General features: G+C 61.1%; 15 protein-coding genes. 11 read left to right on the top strand and 4 right to left on the bottom strand.

The window, feature by feature from the left end:
• Positions 1–44 precede the first annotated feature (44 nt).
• Positions 45–845, bottom strand: a complete 801-nt coding sequence (locus VGF98_01810) for a hypothetical protein (protein ID HEY1680359.1) — start codon at positions 843–845, stop codon at positions 45–47.
• 369 nt (positions 846–1,214) lie between these two features.
• The gene (locus VGF98_01805) at positions 1,215–1,859 is read right to left on the bottom strand and encodes a hypothetical protein (GenBank protein HEY1680358.1); all 645 of its coding nucleotides are present in this window, start codon (positions 1,857–1,859) and stop codon (positions 1,215–1,217) included.
• 349 nt (positions 1,860–2,208) lie between these two features.
• Between VGF98_01805 and VGF98_01800 the strand changes: the two genes are divergently transcribed.
• Both VGF98_01800 and ribH read left to right on the top strand, forming a co-directional pair.
• Entirely contained in the window at positions 2,209–3,618 is a 1,410-nt protein-coding gene (locus VGF98_01800; protein ID HEY1680357.1) for a bifunctional 3,4-dihydroxy-2-butanone-4-phosphate synthase/GTP cyclohydrolase II, read from the top strand.
• Positions 3,615–4,109 carry a 6,7-dimethyl-8-ribityllumazine synthase gene (ribH, locus tag VGF98_01795; GenBank protein HEY1680356.1) on the top strand — a complete coding sequence of 165 codons (495 nt, stop codon included), beginning with the start codon at positions 3,615–3,617 and terminating at the stop codon, positions 4,107–4,109. The genes VGF98_01800 and ribH overlap by 4 nt, the downstream gene beginning before the upstream one ends.
• On the opposite strand, the gene VGF98_01790 is transcribed toward ribH, so the two are convergent.
• Positions 4,075–4,266: a hypothetical protein gene (locus VGF98_01790; protein ID HEY1680355.1), complete on the bottom strand. Its 192-nt coding sequence runs from the start codon at positions 4,264–4,266 to the stop codon at positions 4,075–4,077. The two genes, ribH and VGF98_01790, sit on opposite strands and share 35 nt — an antisense overlap.
• A 74-nt stretch (positions 4,267–4,340) precedes the next feature.
• On the opposite strand from VGF98_01790, the gene mtnA reads away from it, so the two are divergent.
• The gene (gene mtnA / locus VGF98_01785; GenBank protein ID HEY1680354.1) at positions 4,341–5,318 is read left to right on the top strand and encodes an S-methyl-5-thioribose-1-phosphate isomerase; all 978 of its coding nucleotides are present in this window, start codon (positions 4,341–4,343) and stop codon (positions 5,316–5,318) included.
• Positions 5,315–6,355, top strand: coding sequence for a hypothetical protein (locus tag VGF98_01780; GenBank protein HEY1680353.1), 1,041 nt, complete (start codon positions 5,315–5,317; stop codon positions 6,353–6,355). The genes mtnA and VGF98_01780 overlap by 4 nt, the downstream gene beginning before the upstream one ends.
• Before the next feature lie 9 nt (positions 6,356–6,364).
• Here the strand turns inward: VGF98_01780 and VGF98_01775 are convergent, their stop codons facing one another.
• On the bottom strand, positions 6,365–8,095 hold the full coding sequence (locus tag VGF98_01775) for a peptide ABC transporter substrate-binding protein (protein ID HEY1680352.1): 1,731 nt from the start codon (positions 8,093–8,095) through the stop codon (positions 6,365–6,367).
• Here VGF98_01775 and purB point away from each other — a divergent pair.
• From purB to VGF98_01740, 7 genes are read left to right on the top strand one after another with little or no spacing between them, the layout of a single operon-like run.
• The gene (gene purB / locus VGF98_01770) at positions 8,094–9,530 is read left to right on the top strand and encodes an adenylosuccinate lyase (protein ID HEY1680351.1); all 1,437 of its coding nucleotides are present in this window, start codon (positions 8,094–8,096) and stop codon (positions 9,528–9,530) included. The two genes, VGF98_01775 and purB, sit on opposite strands and share 2 nt — an antisense overlap.
• Positions 9,527–10,729, top strand: coding sequence for a phosphoribosylaminoimidazolesuccinocarboxamide synthase (locus tag VGF98_01765; GenBank protein ID HEY1680350.1), 1,203 nt, complete (start codon positions 9,527–9,529; stop codon positions 10,727–10,729). The genes purB and VGF98_01765 overlap by 4 nt, the downstream gene beginning before the upstream one ends.
• Complete coding sequence (purL, locus tag VGF98_01760; GenBank protein HEY1680349.1) at positions 10,722–12,923, top strand: phosphoribosylformylglycinamidine synthase subunit PurL; 2,202 nt, start codon at positions 10,722–10,724, stop codon at positions 12,921–12,923. Before VGF98_01765 ends, purL begins: the two co-directional genes overlap by 8 nt.
• Positions 12,920–13,687 (top strand): phosphoribosylformylglycinamidine synthase I, encoded by a 768-nt coding sequence (gene purQ, locus VGF98_01755; GenBank protein ID HEY1680348.1) that lies wholly within the window; start codon positions 12,920–12,922, stop codon positions 13,685–13,687. Before purL ends, purQ begins: the two co-directional genes overlap by 4 nt.
• On the top strand, positions 13,684–14,124 hold the full coding sequence (locus VGF98_01750; GenBank protein HEY1680347.1) for a hypothetical protein: 441 nt from the start codon (positions 13,684–13,686) through the stop codon (positions 14,122–14,124). Before purQ ends, VGF98_01750 begins: the two co-directional genes overlap by 4 nt.
• Positions 14,121–15,143 carry a formate--phosphoribosylaminoimidazolecarboxamide ligase gene (locus VGF98_01745; protein HEY1680346.1) on the top strand — a complete coding sequence of 341 codons (1,023 nt, stop codon included), beginning with the start codon at positions 14,121–14,123 and terminating at the stop codon, positions 15,141–15,143. Before VGF98_01750 ends, VGF98_01745 begins: the two co-directional genes overlap by 4 nt.
• Positions 15,124–16,251 carry a hypothetical protein gene (locus VGF98_01740; GenBank protein HEY1680345.1) on the top strand — a complete coding sequence of 376 codons (1,128 nt, stop codon included), beginning with the start codon at positions 15,124–15,126 and terminating at the stop codon, positions 16,249–16,251. Before VGF98_01745 ends, VGF98_01740 begins: the two co-directional genes overlap by 20 nt.
• Positions 16,252–16,256: the final 5 nt, after the last annotated feature.

The following is a 16,256-nucleotide window of genomic DNA, read 5'->3' as shown; positions in this document are numbered from 1 at the left end:
TGCCCAATAAATTTTCGTTCTGCCCATAAAATATGGCGTGTCCGTCACTCCGTAAGCCTCGAAGCGAGTCGAACCATGAAGGCCCGAACATGAGACAGGACGCTCTTGGCTTCGTCAATATCGTAGGTGCGGTTAGAGTGGGAAACGCGATCGCGCCAAGCATCTTTGAAATGCTTGAACTCGGCAAGAATCTCCGCGTAGTATTCCTCTTCAAGTTTCCGCGCGGGCCCCTTGGGAGTCGCCGCAATTCGCGTATTTGACTGCGCCTGTATTTCACCGAGGAGATTGCCCCAGGTTCCGAGGTCTTGCTTAACGGTTGAAACCCCGAGATCGGAGGCGAGAGCTCGCAAGCCGCGTTCAAGTGTTCGCATCAAGTGAAAGACCGCCGCCGTCGGCTGATGAAGGGCGCAACACTCGGATGCCGCAATTACCTCAGGGGCAGCTGAAGGAAATTTATCCGGTACTTCGCCCCAGTTATCTAACGGCGAAAGGTGCAAATCCACCAAGTTGGTGGGCACATAAAGAAGCCACCGCTCATTTAGCTCCATCCGTAGTACGTTGCCAATAGAATTCAGCGTGTGATAAGTCTCGCCACAATCCAAGGCAAGGTCCCCCACACGCTCGGCCCTCCACTTCAGATTTTCCATCAATCCGTACGGAGTCATCATCTCCATCCCGCCAACCCAGTGGCAGGCATACGCCAGATCGTCGACTAGCTTTCTTCGCAGATCGTCCGGCAACGGATGGCTCTCGCCAAACTGAGCCATGTGGGCCCTGCAGCCATCCGCTACAAACTCAAACGAATCCCCGATTCGGTAATAGGCCGCCGCCCAAGCCTCAAGCATATCGAGAAGCCTCCCTGGTAAAAGCTCCTTCAACCGCGAAAGTAGGCAGTCCGTCGCGATCAAGACTCTGCCTGGTAAAGAGACTTTTGGGCGTATAATCCAAAGCTAGGCGCGTATCCTGATATGCCCCTACTAGTACATGTACCGCCGCGAGGATTTCTTGCGCCACTACCAGCACCGAAGCGACGTCGAAACGACGTTCCACATTATTAAATCCAAGTTTGGAAGCCGTATCCGCTCCAAGATTCCGGTCGCCGTGGTGAACGAGATGCTCTGCAAAGTCCTCTGCCACAACCTGTGTGTGCTGGTCCAATCGTTCTACGAACTTGGTATCGAAGCGAGGTTCTGGCAGAGCAAGAGCGCGTAAAGTCAATCAATCGCTCCCATCGGCTGAATCAAGCGCTTTGCCATGTCCTCAAAAACAACGCTGACATCTTCGATGTTAACCCACTCTTGCGGACTTGCTGTTAATAGCGGCTCCAAGCGAGCATCAACGACACCAAAGTCCCGCATTTTTGCGGCCAAGTTCTGCGCCGCAGGCACGAAAGATTGGGAGAACTTGTAGAGCGTCTCCAAATCGGCATCGCGCTCAATTCTTCTAACAATGCGGTCCTCGTCTGGAGTCAGATTATCAAGAGTGGGAATCTTCCCAATTTCCCTTATCGCTCCGTCGACAGTGGCGTGGCGCTTATAAATCAGATTCCATAACTCATCCGTAAAACGGATGACCGCTACCACCAGATCGGGCTTACCCTTAGCGGCCTCCCCCGTAATCAAAACAAGTTGCTCCTTTATCCGTCGCTCGCTCGCGATGGTTCGGGCATCAGCCTCTGCATTTAGTCGCCGTTCACCCTCTGAGGAGCGTTCCGCAGTCTCCGTTTTGTCGGCTTTTTTGCGCTCGTACTCTGCAGCCAGAATCCAACATATTAGAATGACAAGCGCGATAGCAAAAATTATTCGCCATGCGATTATTGAGCCGCCCAAAACCCAGGCGGCTAATAATACGGCCGTCACCGTTTGGGGAAGCGCCGACGGGAGACGCCGCAGCAAGTACGCCACGAGAGCCAAGAGAAACAGCCCCACGATCCCCCCATATAGTGGCACGGCCGCAGAATGAGGAGGTGCTGAGTGCGCTGCTGTCTGCTGGACAATTACGCTGGGCCCGCTCGGTCTAGGTGGAGTGTGAACTGCCATGCAAGCGTCCTTCGAGTCCAGCCAAACCGAGCCCGCGCCAGCTACCCATCAGCGTGCTGCCCACAAAAGGCTAGCCGCCCATAAAACAGCCCCAAAACCGATTTCTTGGGCAAGGCCGTGCGACACCGAAGCGGTTGACAACTGTTAAGTCGTGCCCTAGCCTGAGGATGTGGACCTTTTTGCGGAGCGGCTGAATGCCGCCATGGACCGAGCCGGCTTTTCTGCCGCCGAACTGGCTGGACGCTCGGGATTAACAGAGGCGGCGATCTCGTTGCTTCGGTCGGGCCGGCGCGAACCGTCCTATCGCACGCTGCAGCGGTTGAGCGGAGTTTTGCCCAGTCTGTCCGGCGGCGACGCTCGCGAAACGCCCTTCGACCGGGTCGACGAAGCCGTCGCGGATATCCGTGCGGGACGGATGGTCATCGTCCTCGACGACGAGGACCGCGAAAACGAAGGCGACCTGGTGATGGCCGCCCAGATGGTGACACCCGAAGCCATCAACTTCATGCGTCGCGAGGCGGGCGGTTTGATTTGCGTCCCGTTGCCTGGCCGCCGGCTCGACGAACTGCAAATTCCGCAGATGGTGAGCGATAACACGGCGGTCCACGAAACGGCGTTCACCGTGTCGGTCGAGGCGCGAGGCCTTACAACTACGGGGATTTCGGCGCACGACCGGGCTGCGACGATCAAGAAGCTCTTGGATCCCGACGCGCGAGCCTCAGATTTCTTGCGCCCCGGACATACGTTTCCGTTGCGTTCGCGGGAGGGCGGCGTGCTCGTGCGTGCCGGCCAGACCGAAGCGTCGGTCGATCTCGCGCGGTTGGCCGGACTTTATCCGGCCGGCGTCATCTGCGAAATCATGGCCGAAGACGGCACGATGGAACGCTTCGACGGTTTGCGTGCCTTCGCAGACCGCCACGGCCTCAAGCTGGTAAGCGTCAAAGATTTGATCGCGTATCGAATGCGCAACGAAAAGCTCGTGAAGCGCATCGCGCAGTTCAAGCTTCCGACCGCGGCCGGCCAATGGAACGGCGTCGCGTACGAAACGACCATCGATGGCGGTACGCACGTTGCGCTGGTGATGGGCGACGTCGGCGACGGCAAGGATCTGCTGGTTCGCGTTCACTCTGAATGTCTGACCGGTGACGCGTTGCACTCGATCCGTTGCGATTGCGCCGCGCAGCGTGACGGTGCGATGGAGCTAATCGCGCGCGAAGGGCGCGGCGTGTTTCTCTACTTGCGACAGGAAGGGCGTGGCATCGGCCTCGCTAACAAGCTGCGCGCATACGAATTACAAGACCGAGGCGCCGATACGGTCGAAGCGAACGAAGCGTTGGGATTGCCGGTCGACAAGCGCGACTACGGAATCGGCTCGCAGATCTTAGTGGACTTGGGCGTGAAAGAGATGCGCTTGATCACGAACAACCCCAAAAAAATCTTCGGGCTCGAAGGTTACGGCTTGAAAATTGTCGGTCGCGCGCCGATGCAAACGGAACCGACGCCGTTTAACGAGCGCTACATCGATACCAAGCGCGACAAGCTCGGTCACATGTTCGACGCCCCGCAGGCGGCTTCGTGAAGCGCGACGCCGCTGTCGAAACGCTTCCCGACTGTCGCGGCAAACGCTTTGCGCTGGTGGTCGCGCGATTTTACGACGAGCTCGCAACGTCGATGGTCGACGGTGCGCGTCGTGCACTTGTCGACTGTGGTGTTTCGTCTGAGGACATTCGCACGTTCGACGTCCCGGGATGCTTCGAGATTCCGCTCGCGTGCGACACGATACTGGCAACCGGCGAATATGCCGGCGCGGTCGCGCTGGGGGCCGTGGTCCGCGGCGAGACGCCGCACTTCGACTTCGTTGCCGGCGAATGTTCGCGTGGGGTGATGGACGTCTCGCTCGCGCACGGCTTGCCGATCGGCTTTGGAATCCTTACGACCGACTCGTATCTGCAAGCCGAGGAGCGCGCCGACCCTTCACGTGGTGATAAGGGCTATCACGCGGCCATCGCCGCGGCGACGCTCGTCGCTTTGGCGGCTACGCTTTCGGCGGAAACAGTCGCTCGTGCATAAATTCATCACCCGCTTGGGAGTCGGTGTCGGGATCGCTCTTGAGGTCGTGATCGGCTTCTTCGCGCTCGGCCGGATCGGGCAGATCCTCTTCGGTTAAGTCGCTCTGAAAGATTTCGCCGTCACGGTCGCGCGCAAACCGGTCGCTCTGTCGTTCCATGAGCAAGGCCTACCCAATTCTGCCGCCGCCCACCTCCAAAGGAACGGCGCGCGCCGGGTCGCATGAGGTCGTTCGTGAGCGAACTCGTACCAGTCCGCTGGTTGGGCGATGCGGTCGAATACCTCGACCAGCGCGCCCTACCCGGCGAGATCGTCTACCGCCAAGCGCGTTCGGTCGACGATGTGGTCGAAGCAATTGCAACGCTGTCGGTTCGGGGGGCTCCCTGCATCGGAGTCTTTGCCGGTTACGGTATCGCGATGCTCAAAGCGTCCCTGTCGCACGACCGCTTCGTCGAGGCTGCGGCGCGCGTTCGCGCGGCTCGACCGACGGCGATCAACCTTGCGTGGGCCGTCGACCGCGTGATGGCCGCTCCCGACGCGCTGGCCGAGGCGACTGCGATCGCCGAAGATCAGGCGCGTACCGACGAACGCATCGGTCTGAGCGGGTTGCCGCTCGTTCCCGACGGCGCCGGCATCATCACGCATTGCAATACCGGAGCACTTGCAACCGGCGGCCGCGGTACCGCGCTGGAAGTAATTCTTGCCGCTCACCGCGCCGGAAAGCGCCCGCGCGTGTACGTCGATGAAACGCGTCCGCTGCTGCAAGGCGTTCGTCTCAACTATTTGGAGTTGAAAACGGCCGGCGTCGACGTCCGCGTGATCGTCGACGGTGCGGCCGCGTTCGTTATGCAGCGCGAACGGATCGATCTCGCGATCGTCGGCGCCGACCGGATCGCGCGCAACGGTGACACCGCGAATAAGATCGGCACTTACGGACTGGCCGTCGCCGCGGCGTATCACGGGGTGCCGTTCTACGTCGCCGCGCCGCGCTCGACGTTCGACCGATCGGTCTCCACCGGCGGCGAGATCCCGATCGAACTCCGGTCCGAAGAAGAAGTAACGTCGTTCCGGGGAACGCCGGTCGCACCCGGCGCGCGTGCGTACAACCCGGCATTCGACGTCACTCCCGCGACGTTGATCGCCGGCATCGTCACCGAGTGCGGCGTACTTCGTTCGCCGTATGAGGAAGCGATTGCGGAACTGTTCGCGTGAAATACTACGAGTTCGTCGATCGCGAACCCGAAATCGGGACGCTGGTTTTTATCGAGGGAACGCAACGCGAACTCGCCGATCGAACGATCGTCACGCTGATCGACCGCCTGCTACCGCCGGAAGAGCGCGACTTTAACTTACAGCGCTTCGATGCCGACTCGATCGTCGATTTTCATGCGATAGCCGATGCCGTCCAAGCGATGCCGTTTTTAGGCGGCCGGCGAGTCGTTATCGTTACCGGCGCGCATTTGCTGAAGGCCGAACCTCGCCGGCAACTGCTCTCGATTGCGCAAGGCGTGCCCGAGGGGAATACGCTGGTGATCGTCGATCTGGTAGCTCCTAGCGGCAAGAAGACGCAGCCCATCGGGGCCGGTGCCGGTAAAAACGCGTTGCGGATCGATACGTCAGCGACCCCTGCAAAGGGCCGTTCGGCACCGCCGTCAGACGTGCGAAAACGCTTCGTCGAGGAACTACTCCAAGAACTCGGTGTCACGGCCGAAGCGCGCGTCGTATCCGAGCTCGTGCGCGCCGACTACGACCTTTCATCGATTCGAAACGACTTAGAGAAATTGGCCGTCGGCGAAAAGCGCATCACGTACGCCGCGTTCCAGCGAGAATCGTTGTCGGCGGAAGACCCGAAGATGTATGAATTCTCAGCGGCAGCGGTCGGCGGGCAAACCGCGCGCGCCCTTCAGGTGGTCGCCGAATGCTTCGACGACAATCCACGGGTCGCGATCCCGATGCTTTCGGCGCTCGCGCGCGAGTGTCTGGCCGTTTGGGAAATGTCGCGTCCCAATGGGCGGTTACCCGACGGAGTCAAAGAATGGCGCGAAGCCAAGCTGCGATCGATCGGATCTGCGATGGGCCAACGGCGCGCGCGGATGGCCTACGAGATCGCGGTCGGCGCGTTCGAATCCATCGTCACCGGAAAAGCGGGCAGCGACTCGGACGAACAACGAACGCTCGTCGAACGCATTACGATCGGCTTTGGCGATCTCGCCAGTCGTCGCTCGCCTTCGAGCCGCGCGCGCAAATAACACAGAGCGTTATATACTCCACTGCCACGCGTTCCACGACTCGGTGGACGCGTTGGGTGCGAAACCTTTGAAATCGACGCTGATGGGCTCCATCTGCCGCTTCCACCACAAGAAGACGTACGGCACGTCGCGCGCTAGCAGTCGCTGAACCCGTCCGTACGCAACCGCTCGAAGCGCTTGATCGTAGTGCGTCAACGCGTCGGCTTGCGCGGCTTCCATCTCTGGATTGCAATAGCGAGACGTATTATAGCCGTTGGGTGGCATGTTCGCGCACAGGAACTGCGATGAGTCGTCGGGATCGATGCCTGCGTACCAGGGCGCGAGCGTGATGTCGAACTTGCCGCCCTGCACGATGCCGCCGCTGGCCGCAGCCTCGAAGAGCGTCGCCTGCGGATAGGTCTTGATGGTGATGTCGATGCCGATCGAGCGTAACGCACTTTGCAGCAGAACGCTTTCTTCGCGATGGGTGACGTCCGACGTATCGGTGACGAGTAGAAGCTGTAGCGGCGAGCCGGCCTTACGAGCAAGTCCGTCGGAACCGAAGGTGTAGCCGTCCGCGGTGAGTTCGCGCCGTGCCGCCGCGATGTCGAACGGATACGAACGAACCGATGGGTCGAATGCCCACATCCAATCCGGAATATCTTCCGTCGCGACCTTTTCTTGGCCGTGGGTCAGCCGTTCGACGAGACTCGCTTTGTCGATCGCTCGCGCGATCGCGCGGCGCACGTGTGGGTCGCGGGTTTGCCGGTGCGCGAGATTGAACTCGACTGCCTCGTATCCGTTCATGTCGCTCCACACAATGTGCGCGTCCGGCAACGCCGACAGTGCCGAATACGTTTCGATCGATGGCTGATAGACGTAGTCGATCGAATGTGTCCGTAGCAGATTGACGGCCGTATTCTCGTCGGGTACGAACTGCACGACGACGCGCGATAACTGCGGGGTACCTTTGAAGAAACCCGCGTTGCGAACGAGCACGATCCGGTCCCCGTGGGTCCACGAAACGAACCGGAACGGCCCGTCACTGACCGACGGTGTGTCGTTGAACTGAATGCGATTGATGTCGCCAAATGCACGCAATGCGTGGGCTGGAGCGATCGAATACGGCTGATCGCTTTCGGCGAAGAACGTGTTGACGAAGGGCGCGAATCGTTGCCCTAGCCGGACTACGACGGTATGAGCGTCGGGCGTCGAGACGCTGCGGATGATGTCGTAGCCGTGGCGGGAGATGATGTTGTTGCGGGGGTTCATGATGGCACGCCACGACCAGGCCACGTCGTCGGCACCCACGGGCACCCCGTCCGACCAGCGGGCGTCGCGGCGCAGCTTGTAGGTTATGGTCAGTCCGTCGCGACTGATGCCGCCGTTGGCTTGCGTCGGAACCCGGTCGGCGAGCATCGGAATCGGGTTCCCGCGGACGTCGGCCGAGAGTAGCCCGGTAAAGAGGAAACGGTCGATGAAGCCGTCGACGCTGGTCGACGCCAGCAGAGGGTTCAGGCTCTTCGGTTCTTCGACGACTGCGACGCGCAGAACGCCCGGCTGCGTCCATGCATGGCGTCCCGCTTTTGTCGCCGTCCCGTCGGTCTTCGAGCAAGCGGCGAGCACAATGACGACGGTGCATGCGAGCGCGGCGAATTTCATCGCATCCGAACTACCGGACAAATGTAGCCGTACCCTCCGCGCGCGTTCCAGCGCGACAGGCGCGCGCCGCATTGGCGCGAACGGAATCCGTGCACCCATGGACTATCGTACGTACGCCTCGCCGTTCTCCTGGAGATACGGCCGCGCTGAGCTTCGCTCACTTTTTTCCGAAGATACGCGACGCCGGTTGTGGCGTGCGGTGTGGGTCGCGCTTGCCGAGGCGCAGCACGCCGCCGGCGAGTTGATCTCCGACGCCGAGCTCGCCGATCTACGTGCCAACGCGAGCCGCGTCGATGTCGACGCGGCCTTGGAAATCGAACGCGAGATTCATCACGATCTGATGGCCGAGATCCGCGTCTTCGCTTCCCAGGCGAACGTCGGCGGCGGTAAGCTGCATCTGGGTGCCACCTCCATGGATATCGAGGATACCGTCGAGACGTACCGGTTGCGGTTGGCGCTCTCGTGGATCGGCGCTTCGATCGATGGCCTTCTGCACGTATTTTCTACGCAGATCGGTCGCTATGCCGACTTGGTGTGTATGGGCGCAACCCACTTGCAACCGGCCGAACCGACGACGCTCGGCTATCGCTTGGCCGTGTACGCACAAGACCTGACGATCGACCGCGATAATTTGCAGTTCGTTTTCGATAATCTAACGGCCAAAGGGCTGCGGGGAGCGGTCGGAACGGCGGCTTCGTACGAGCAGTTAGCCGGTGGCTCGGGACGCTCCGCCGATTTCGAGGCGCACGTGCTGCAACGTTTCGGGTTGACGGCACGCGAGATCGCAACCCAAACGTATCCCCGCAAGCTCGATTATCTCTTGTTGTCCGGGCTCGCCGGCGTCGGCGCATCGCTGTCGAAGTTTGCGGCCGACGTTCGCGTGCTCAGCACGCCCGAGTTCGGCGAGGTCGCCGAACCGTTCGGGCGCAAGCAAGTCGGCAGTTCGGCGATGCCGTTCAAACGCAACCCGATCGTGTGCGAACGGATCGGTTCGCTGTCGCGACTGCTGCCCGGTTACGCGGACGCCGCCTGGCAAAACGCCGCTACCAATATGTTGGAACGAACGCTCGACGACAGCGCTAACCGCCGAACGATTCTTCCCGAAGCGTTGCTGTGCACCGACGAAATCGTGTCGCTCGCGCACCGGGTCATCGCCGGACTCAAAGTCGACGAGCGCCGCATCGCCGCCAACCTCCGCACCTACGGGCCGTTCGCGGGCACCGAGTCGGTGTTGATGGAGGCGGTCCGTTCCGGTGGCAACCGTCAGGAGTTGCACGAATCGATTCGCGAAGCGTGCATGACCTCGTGGGACGCGTTGAGCGAAGGCCGCGACAATCCGCTTTCGCAGCTCCTGTCCCAAGAAGGAGCGCTCACGACGCTTTTGGATCCGGCAGAGATTCGGCGTCTGCTCGATCCGTCGAAACACGTTGGAACGGCTCCCCAGCGAGCGCGCGAACTGGCCGCTCGGATCGATACACTGCCGCCGTTTCCGGCGCAACTGGAAGTGCGCGTCGACGACGAGGAGCGTTCGTGAACAAAGGCATCGAGATCGCACGTGGCAAGACCAAAATTCTATACGAGGTGCCGGGACAGCCGGCACAGGTCGTCGTCGAGCAAACCGATTCCATTTCGGCCGGCGACGGAGCGCGACGGAACGAAATCCCCGGCAAGGGACGCCTAGCCGCGCAAACGACCGCGCGCGTATTCCGCTTGCTCAACCTCTGTGGATTACCGACGCACTATCTCAACGGCGGTGAAGACGACGACGACAACGAGATGGTCGTACGTCGTTGTAACATGCTGCCGCTCGAAGTCGTCGTTCGCGGCGTCGCGGCCGGCTCGTTCGTCAAACGCAATCCGTCGATCACGCGCGGGATGCTGCTTGCTCCGCGGGTGGTCGAGTTTTTCGTGAAGGACGACGCCAATCACGATCCGCTCATTAGTCCCGACCAGATCGTTGCCTCCAACATCGCCGGACCGCATGAAATTGCGGCGATGACCGAGATGGCCCGTCTGACGTTCGACATCTTGGCGCACGCGTGGCGGCGTCGCGACGTGCTATTGGTAGACTGCAAGATCGAATTCGGACGTTTGGCAAGCGGCGAGAATCAAGGGCAGCTCGCCATCGCCGACGTGATCGATAACGACTCGTGGCGCATTTGGCCGCAGGGGCGTGAAGATTTAATGCTCGACAAGCAGATGTATCGCAATCTGCCGGTAGTCGACGATGCGGCGCTCGCGCGCGTAAAACAAGCGTACGAACGCGTCGCCGAAATGGCCGGCTCGTTTCCGGTCATGCGCCCCGGCATGGTGGCGATCATCGCCGATGGTCCGCAGAGCGTCGATCGCTCGAACGAAATCGCGGGAGCGTTCGGACAATTCGGTCTGCCGGCCGTACGCCACGTCGCCAGTCCGGCGACGACACCGAACTACGTACTCCAACTCGTATCGCAGCTCGAAGCTGCCTTTGCTCGTCTCGCGTTCGTGGCCGTCGGGGAACACTCGGCGCTGCACTCGATGCTCGAATCGGCCTCGTCCGCTCCCGTATTCCACGGAACCCGTCCGCCCGACCAGTTGGCGCTGCAATGCGCGAAGATCTTCGGCTTGGAAGACACGGTCTTGTTCGGACGGACGTTGCTCATGCAGGCCAACGCACGCTCGAGCGTGATCGCATTCGATGCGTCGCTCCAACAACAACTGCAGACCGGGTCCCCCGGCGTACATCTTGCCTGACGGAACCCGTCCCAATGTCGCGCTACGGTCCGACGAAATCGAACGCATTGTGGAGCGGCTCGGACGCGAACCGACCGACGTCGAGTTGTACGCGTTCGACGCGCAATGGAGCGAGCATTGCAGCTACAAGTCGAGCCGGCCGTTCCTATCGCGATTGCCGTCAAGCGGTCCCGATGTCATTCTAGGTCCCGGCGAAGACGCGGGTATCGTTCGACTCGGAGAGCACGCCGGCGAAACGTACGCCATCGTGGTCGCGCACGAGTCGCATAACCATCCGTCGCAAGTCGTTCCGTTCGAAGGCGCGGCGACGGGCATCGGCGGTATCGTTCGCGACGTATTATGCATGGGTGCCCGCGTGATCGGCGTTGCCGATCCGCTGCGTTTTGGTCGCATCGACGTAGCCGACTCGCACCAACGGTATGTGGCTCGCAGCGTCGTCGATGGAATCGGCGCATACGGCAATGCGATCGGCGTTCCGAATATCGCGGGCGACGTCTACTTCGAAGAAGGCTTCGACGACAATTGTTTGGTGAACGTCGTCGCTCTGGGGGTCTTGAAAGAGTCTGAGATCGTGCATTCGGCTGCGCCCCCGGGAGCGGCCGGGTGGGATTTGGTGCTCGTCGGAAAAGCCACCGACGAAAGCGGCTTCGGCGGTGCATCGTTCTCGTCGGTAACGTTGGACGAAGCCGACGAAGACGCTAATAAAGGCGCCGTGCAAGTTCCCGACCCGTTTCTCAAAAACGTGTTGATGCGCGCGACCTATCGCGTCTTCGAAGCGTTGCGCGAACGCGGCATCGTGGCGGCGTGCAAAGATCTCGGCGCCGGCGGATTGATGGGTTGCTCGGCCGAGCTGGCTTCGGCCGGCGGATACGGAGCGGAAATCGATCTCGACCGCGTCAACGTCGCGATCGACGGGCTACCGCCGTACGTTGCGGCCATCGGTGAAGCGCAGGAGCGGCTCTTGTGGGCGTTGCCGCACGAAGCGGCCGCCGAAGTGCTGCGCATCTACAACGAAGAGTATTCGCTGCCGTCGATCTCGCATAACGCGCGCGCTTCGATCGTCGGGCGTCTGACGACGGAAAAGAAGTACGTGCTACGCCAAGGCGGCAAAACCGTCATGGACGTCGACATCGATGTATTGACGGGCAAGATCGTCGACGATCTGCCGTATGTCGAATGTATCCGTCACGAAGCTGCAAGCCCCGAGTTGCCGGCGGTCGATGTCGATAGCCTTTTCCCGAAGATTCTCGCGCACCGTGACGTGTGCTCGCGCGAGCCGCTCTATCGCCGCTACGATTGGGTCGTACGCGGAACCACGGTTCTGCCGCGCGGCGCCGCAGACGCCGGTATCCTTGCGCCGGTGCCGGGATCTCGACTGGGTGTCGCGTTAGCCGTCGCGGGCAACCCGCGCTACGGGGCGATCGATCCGGCATACGCGGCCGAAGCCGCCGTCCTCGAGGCAGTGCGCCGCGTCATCGCAGTCGGTGCGCGCCCGGTCGCGCTCACCGATTGTTTGAACTTCGGAAATCCGCGTAATCCCGAACAATATGGTGCGCTGGTTTCCGCGGTCGACGGGCTGGCGCGCTCGGCTCGCGAACTCGGGTTGGCATTCGTATCCGGAAACGTCAGCCTTTACAACGCATCCGCCGGTGGCCGCAGCGTTCCGGCGTCGGCCATCGTGTCGTGCATCGGCGTCACCGACGACGTCGGGACGGCGATCTTGCCCGGGCTCAAGCGCCCCGGCTCGGCGCTTTTGTGGGTTGGCAGTCGCGAACTGGCCGCCGGCGGTTCGGTGCTGGCCGACGTGCTCGGCGTACACGCATCGCTGCCCGAAATCTCGTACGACGCCGAACGCACCGCGATCGACATCGTGCGTAGCGCGATGGCTACCGGCGTGCTGCTGTCGTGCCGCGCAATTACGGACGGCGGAATGCTGGTCGCGCTGGCACGCCTCGCGTTCGATGCGCGTGCCGCCGGACGGGAGCTGGGGGCGGAATTAGATTTCGGCAACCCATTTTGCGAAGCGGGTGGGTTTTTATGCGAAGTCAGCGACGACAGCGAACTCAACCTTACCGGTATCCTCAAAATCGGCGAGACGATCGCTCGACCGCAGTTGATCGTCAACGGATCTTCGTTCGGGATCTCCGGCTTGCACCAAATCTGGAGCCGTCCGCTCGAGGAGCTGTATCCGTGAAGCGCCGGATTGCCGTGTTAACGTTTCCCGGGACGAACTCCGAAGACGAAACGGTGCGTTTGCTGCGCGACTGCGGCGGCGACGCGCATCTGGTGCACTGGTCGCGCGCCGATATGCTGGCGCAATACGATGCATACGTTCTACCCGGCGGCTTTGCGTACGAGGACCGAATCCGCGCCGGGGCTGTCGCGGCGTTCGATCCAGTGATGGATTACGTGATCGACGGCGCACGACGTGGAAAGCTGATTCTGGGTATCTGCAACGGCGCGCAGATTCTTCTCGAGGCCGGCCTCGTGCCGGGCACGGGCGAACTGCGCCGTCCGACCGCTGCCTTCACGGATAATCGACCGTCCGGGCATTTCATCTGCCGACAAATTTACGTCAAGCTCGCGGTGGATCCCGGGCGGTCGCCGATCACCGCCGCACTGCCGCCGGATGCGACGTTCCCGGCGTACGCGTCAAACGGCGAAGGCTGTTTGGCCGCGCCGCCCGAGCATCTGCGCGAACTGATCGGTGGCGGCCACGTAGCCTTTCTGTACTCGCAGGCGGACGGTACGGTCGACGACGCCGCAGTTCCGAACGGATCGGCACTCGGATGCGCCGGCTTGCTCAACGTGGAGGGAAATGTCTTGGCCCTCATGCCCCACCCGGAACGCGACGGCTGGAACTTTCAGCATCTCGACCGGCGTATCGGCGACGATGTCTTGGCGCCGTCCGGCGGAGCGGTGCTCTTTCGTAGTTTTGTCGAAGCGGTCGATCGATGACCCAACGCGTCGCCGCGATCGCACTAAAAATTCCCGATAATGCGGCGTTTACCGCAGCTCAGGCGCTGAAACGCCTGGGTCTCGTGTTGAGTCGCGTCGAGCGCACTGAAATTTGGAGCTGCGAGGACGGCGGCGAAGCCGAAACGTTCGCCCGTCGCGTGGCGGCAAATGAATCGATCTTTAACCCCAACAAGCATCGCCTCACTGTGCTGGCAGAAGGCCATCCGCGTCATGGTGAGGTCTGGATCGGGCGTCGCGATCCGCGCGACGCCAAGCGCCTTGGAAAGCCCATTCCCGAAGTCGCATCGGCTCGCCGCTACGTCGGCTGGCGCTTATTCGACCAAAATGGCGCACCGGTGCACCGCCCGGTACTCGACGATGCGGTGCGACTCTTGCTCTGTAACCCTGCGATTGATGAGGCGCTCTACGAACGATGAATAAACCCTATACTATCGCGACGCTCGGATCGCATTCCGCGCTGCAGATCCTCAAGGGAGCGCACGACGAAGGATTCAAAACGCTCGCGATCTCCAATCGCGTGACCGAGCGTCTGTATCGATCCTTCAAATTTGTCGATGAAGTGATTACGCTCAACGACTACTCGGAATTCTCCAGCCTGATCGACGACCTCACGAGTCGGAAAATGATCATCGTCCCGCACGGATCGTTCGTCGCCTATCTTTCGCTCGAGGAGCAGAAGAAGATGACGATTCCCTATTTCGGGAACAAGGCCGTTCTCGACTGGGAAGCCAGCCGCGAGTTGCAGCGGCAATGGTTGTCGCGCGCCGGCCTGCAATTGCCGCGACAGTTTCGCAGCGGCGCCGAAATCGACCGTCCGGTTATCGTGAAACTGTACGGTGCGCAGGGCGGCAAGGGCTACATGTTCATTCAGGACGCGGCCGACTTCGAATCGCGCGCTGCGCACCTGCAGCAAGAGCACATCATTCAGGAATATATCATCGGCGTTCCGCTCTACATACATTATTTCTATTCGCCGCTCGACGGCACGTTGGAGATCATGTCGATGGACCGGCGCTACGAAACCAACGTCGACTCGCTGGGGCGTATTCCGGCGGCCGCACAGGGAAGTATGGACGTCAGCCCGTCCTACGTAGTCGTCGGCAACCAGCCGGTATCGCTGCGCGAGTCGATGCTCGCCGAGGCCTTGCGTATGGGCGACGACGTCGTTCGCGTCAGTCAAGAAATCTGCGGCCCTAAAGGCCTGTTCGGCGCGTTCTGCATCGAAACCATCATCACGCCCGACATGCAGTTTTACATCATGGAAATTTCCGCCAGAATCGTTGCCGGCACGAATCTGTTCATCGACGGATCGCCGTATTCGTATCTGAACTACTCCGAGCCGATGTCGACGGGGCGACGAATCGCGCGCGAATTAAAGAACGCGTTGCTGACGAATAACCTTCGTCTGGTGCTGGATGATTCGAGCGTTCTGTAAGCGGCTGGCGCTACTCATGTTGGCGGCGTGCATCGCGCTGCCGCCCGCTTCGGCGCGCGCAGCCCTGGTCGCCGACCCGTCGATCCTGTACCAACAGATGAAGGATGCGTACGCAAAAGACGGAGACGCCGGCTGGAGCTATCGCTCGCAACAATATTACTTATCGACCATCTTCAACGCGGGTCGCGCGTACTCGCTGCAGTATCCGAACGACCCGGCCTACGGCGAACTCGCCACGTTGACCGTCCAGATCGGTGCCGGGCTCAACTACAACCCGCTGATCAATCACGATGCCGCCGCGTGGTGGGTTCGCGAAGCGGCCGTATGGGTGCAGAAAAATTCGAAAGACCGGAGCTTGGTCGAGCAAGCCAATCGAGTCTTGCTCCGCGTGGACTCCGAAGACGACGTGAAAGCGTTGGCGCGCATGGCCGATGACGATGCCGGCGCGAACGTACGGGCGTATCCGGGCGATACCGACGCGCTGCTAGCGCGCGTCGAAGCGAATTGGCGCGCCTGGCTCTTGACCGGCGATCCCCAATGGCGATCTTTAGCGATCGCACGGGCGGCCCAACCGGATTTTCCGATCGCGCACTTGCCGACGACCTGGGGTCCGGCGTTCGTCGCGGCGATGAACGTTTTAACGCCCGGCGTCGATAACGTGACCGCGAGCGATGTCCGAAATGCTAAAGCGTTCCTCACGAGATTGCAGGCGGTCGCGCCGATTCGCGTGATCACGACGGTGACGTCGATGCCGCACGATGCGTACATGGGTACGCTGGCGCCGGCCGACGAGTACTTCGGTCGCATGGGATTTTCGATTCTCGGCATCGAGAATCAACTCAAACACATCAACTATATGCTCGATTACAATTACGGCGACCGCGAATTCTCTGAAACGGCGTTTGTGGCAGAGTCGATCGACGACATGCACAAGGTCTATCCGCGCGACCGCGACCTCCCGATGCTGTTGCTGTGGTGCTATACCACGCTGCAGCGAATAGATGATTGGCGAGCGCGAGCTGCCGCTTCGCACCTGCGCGCGATTTTGACCGTCGAATATCAGGATAGCCCGCAAGCACGCAAGTTGCTATCGGGCTCGAGTAGCTAGGAGCG

Source organism: Candidatus Tumulicola sp. (genome assembly GCA_036490475.1).
Taxonomy (GTDB): Bacteria; Vulcanimicrobiota; Vulcanimicrobiia; order Vulcanimicrobiales; family Vulcanimicrobiaceae; genus Tumulicola.
Note: the sequence above shows the minus strand (reverse complement) of the source record. Positions and strands in the feature narration are given on the sequence as shown.

Excerpts from the sequence above, each read along its gene's own strand:
- VGF98_01745 (HEY1680346.1), top strand. The coding sequence starts at position 14,121 with ATGAATAAACCCTATACTATCGCGACGCTCGGATCGCATTCCGCGCTG.
- VGF98_01810 (HEY1680359.1), bottom strand. The coding sequence starts at position 845 with ATGCTTGAGGCTTGGGCGGCGGCCTATTACCGAATCGGGGATTCGTTT.
- VGF98_01740 (HEY1680345.1), top strand. The coding sequence starts at position 15,124 with ATGATTCGAGCGTTCTGTAAGCGGCTGGCGCTACTCATGTTGGCGGCG.
- purB (HEY1680351.1), top strand. The coding sequence starts at position 8,094 with ATGGACTATCGTACGTACGCCTCGCCGTTCTCCTGGAGATACGGCCGC.
- VGF98_01775 (HEY1680352.1), bottom strand. The coding sequence starts at position 8,095 with ATGGGTGCACGGATTCCGTTCGCGCCAATGCGGCGCGCGCCTGTCGCG.
- VGF98_01790 (HEY1680355.1), bottom strand. The coding sequence starts at position 4,266 with ATGGAACGACAGAGCGACCGGTTTGCGCGCGACCGTGACGGCGAAATC.
- VGF98_01750 (HEY1680347.1), top strand. The coding sequence starts at position 13,684 with ATGACCCAACGCGTCGCCGCGATCGCACTAAAAATTCCCGATAATGCG.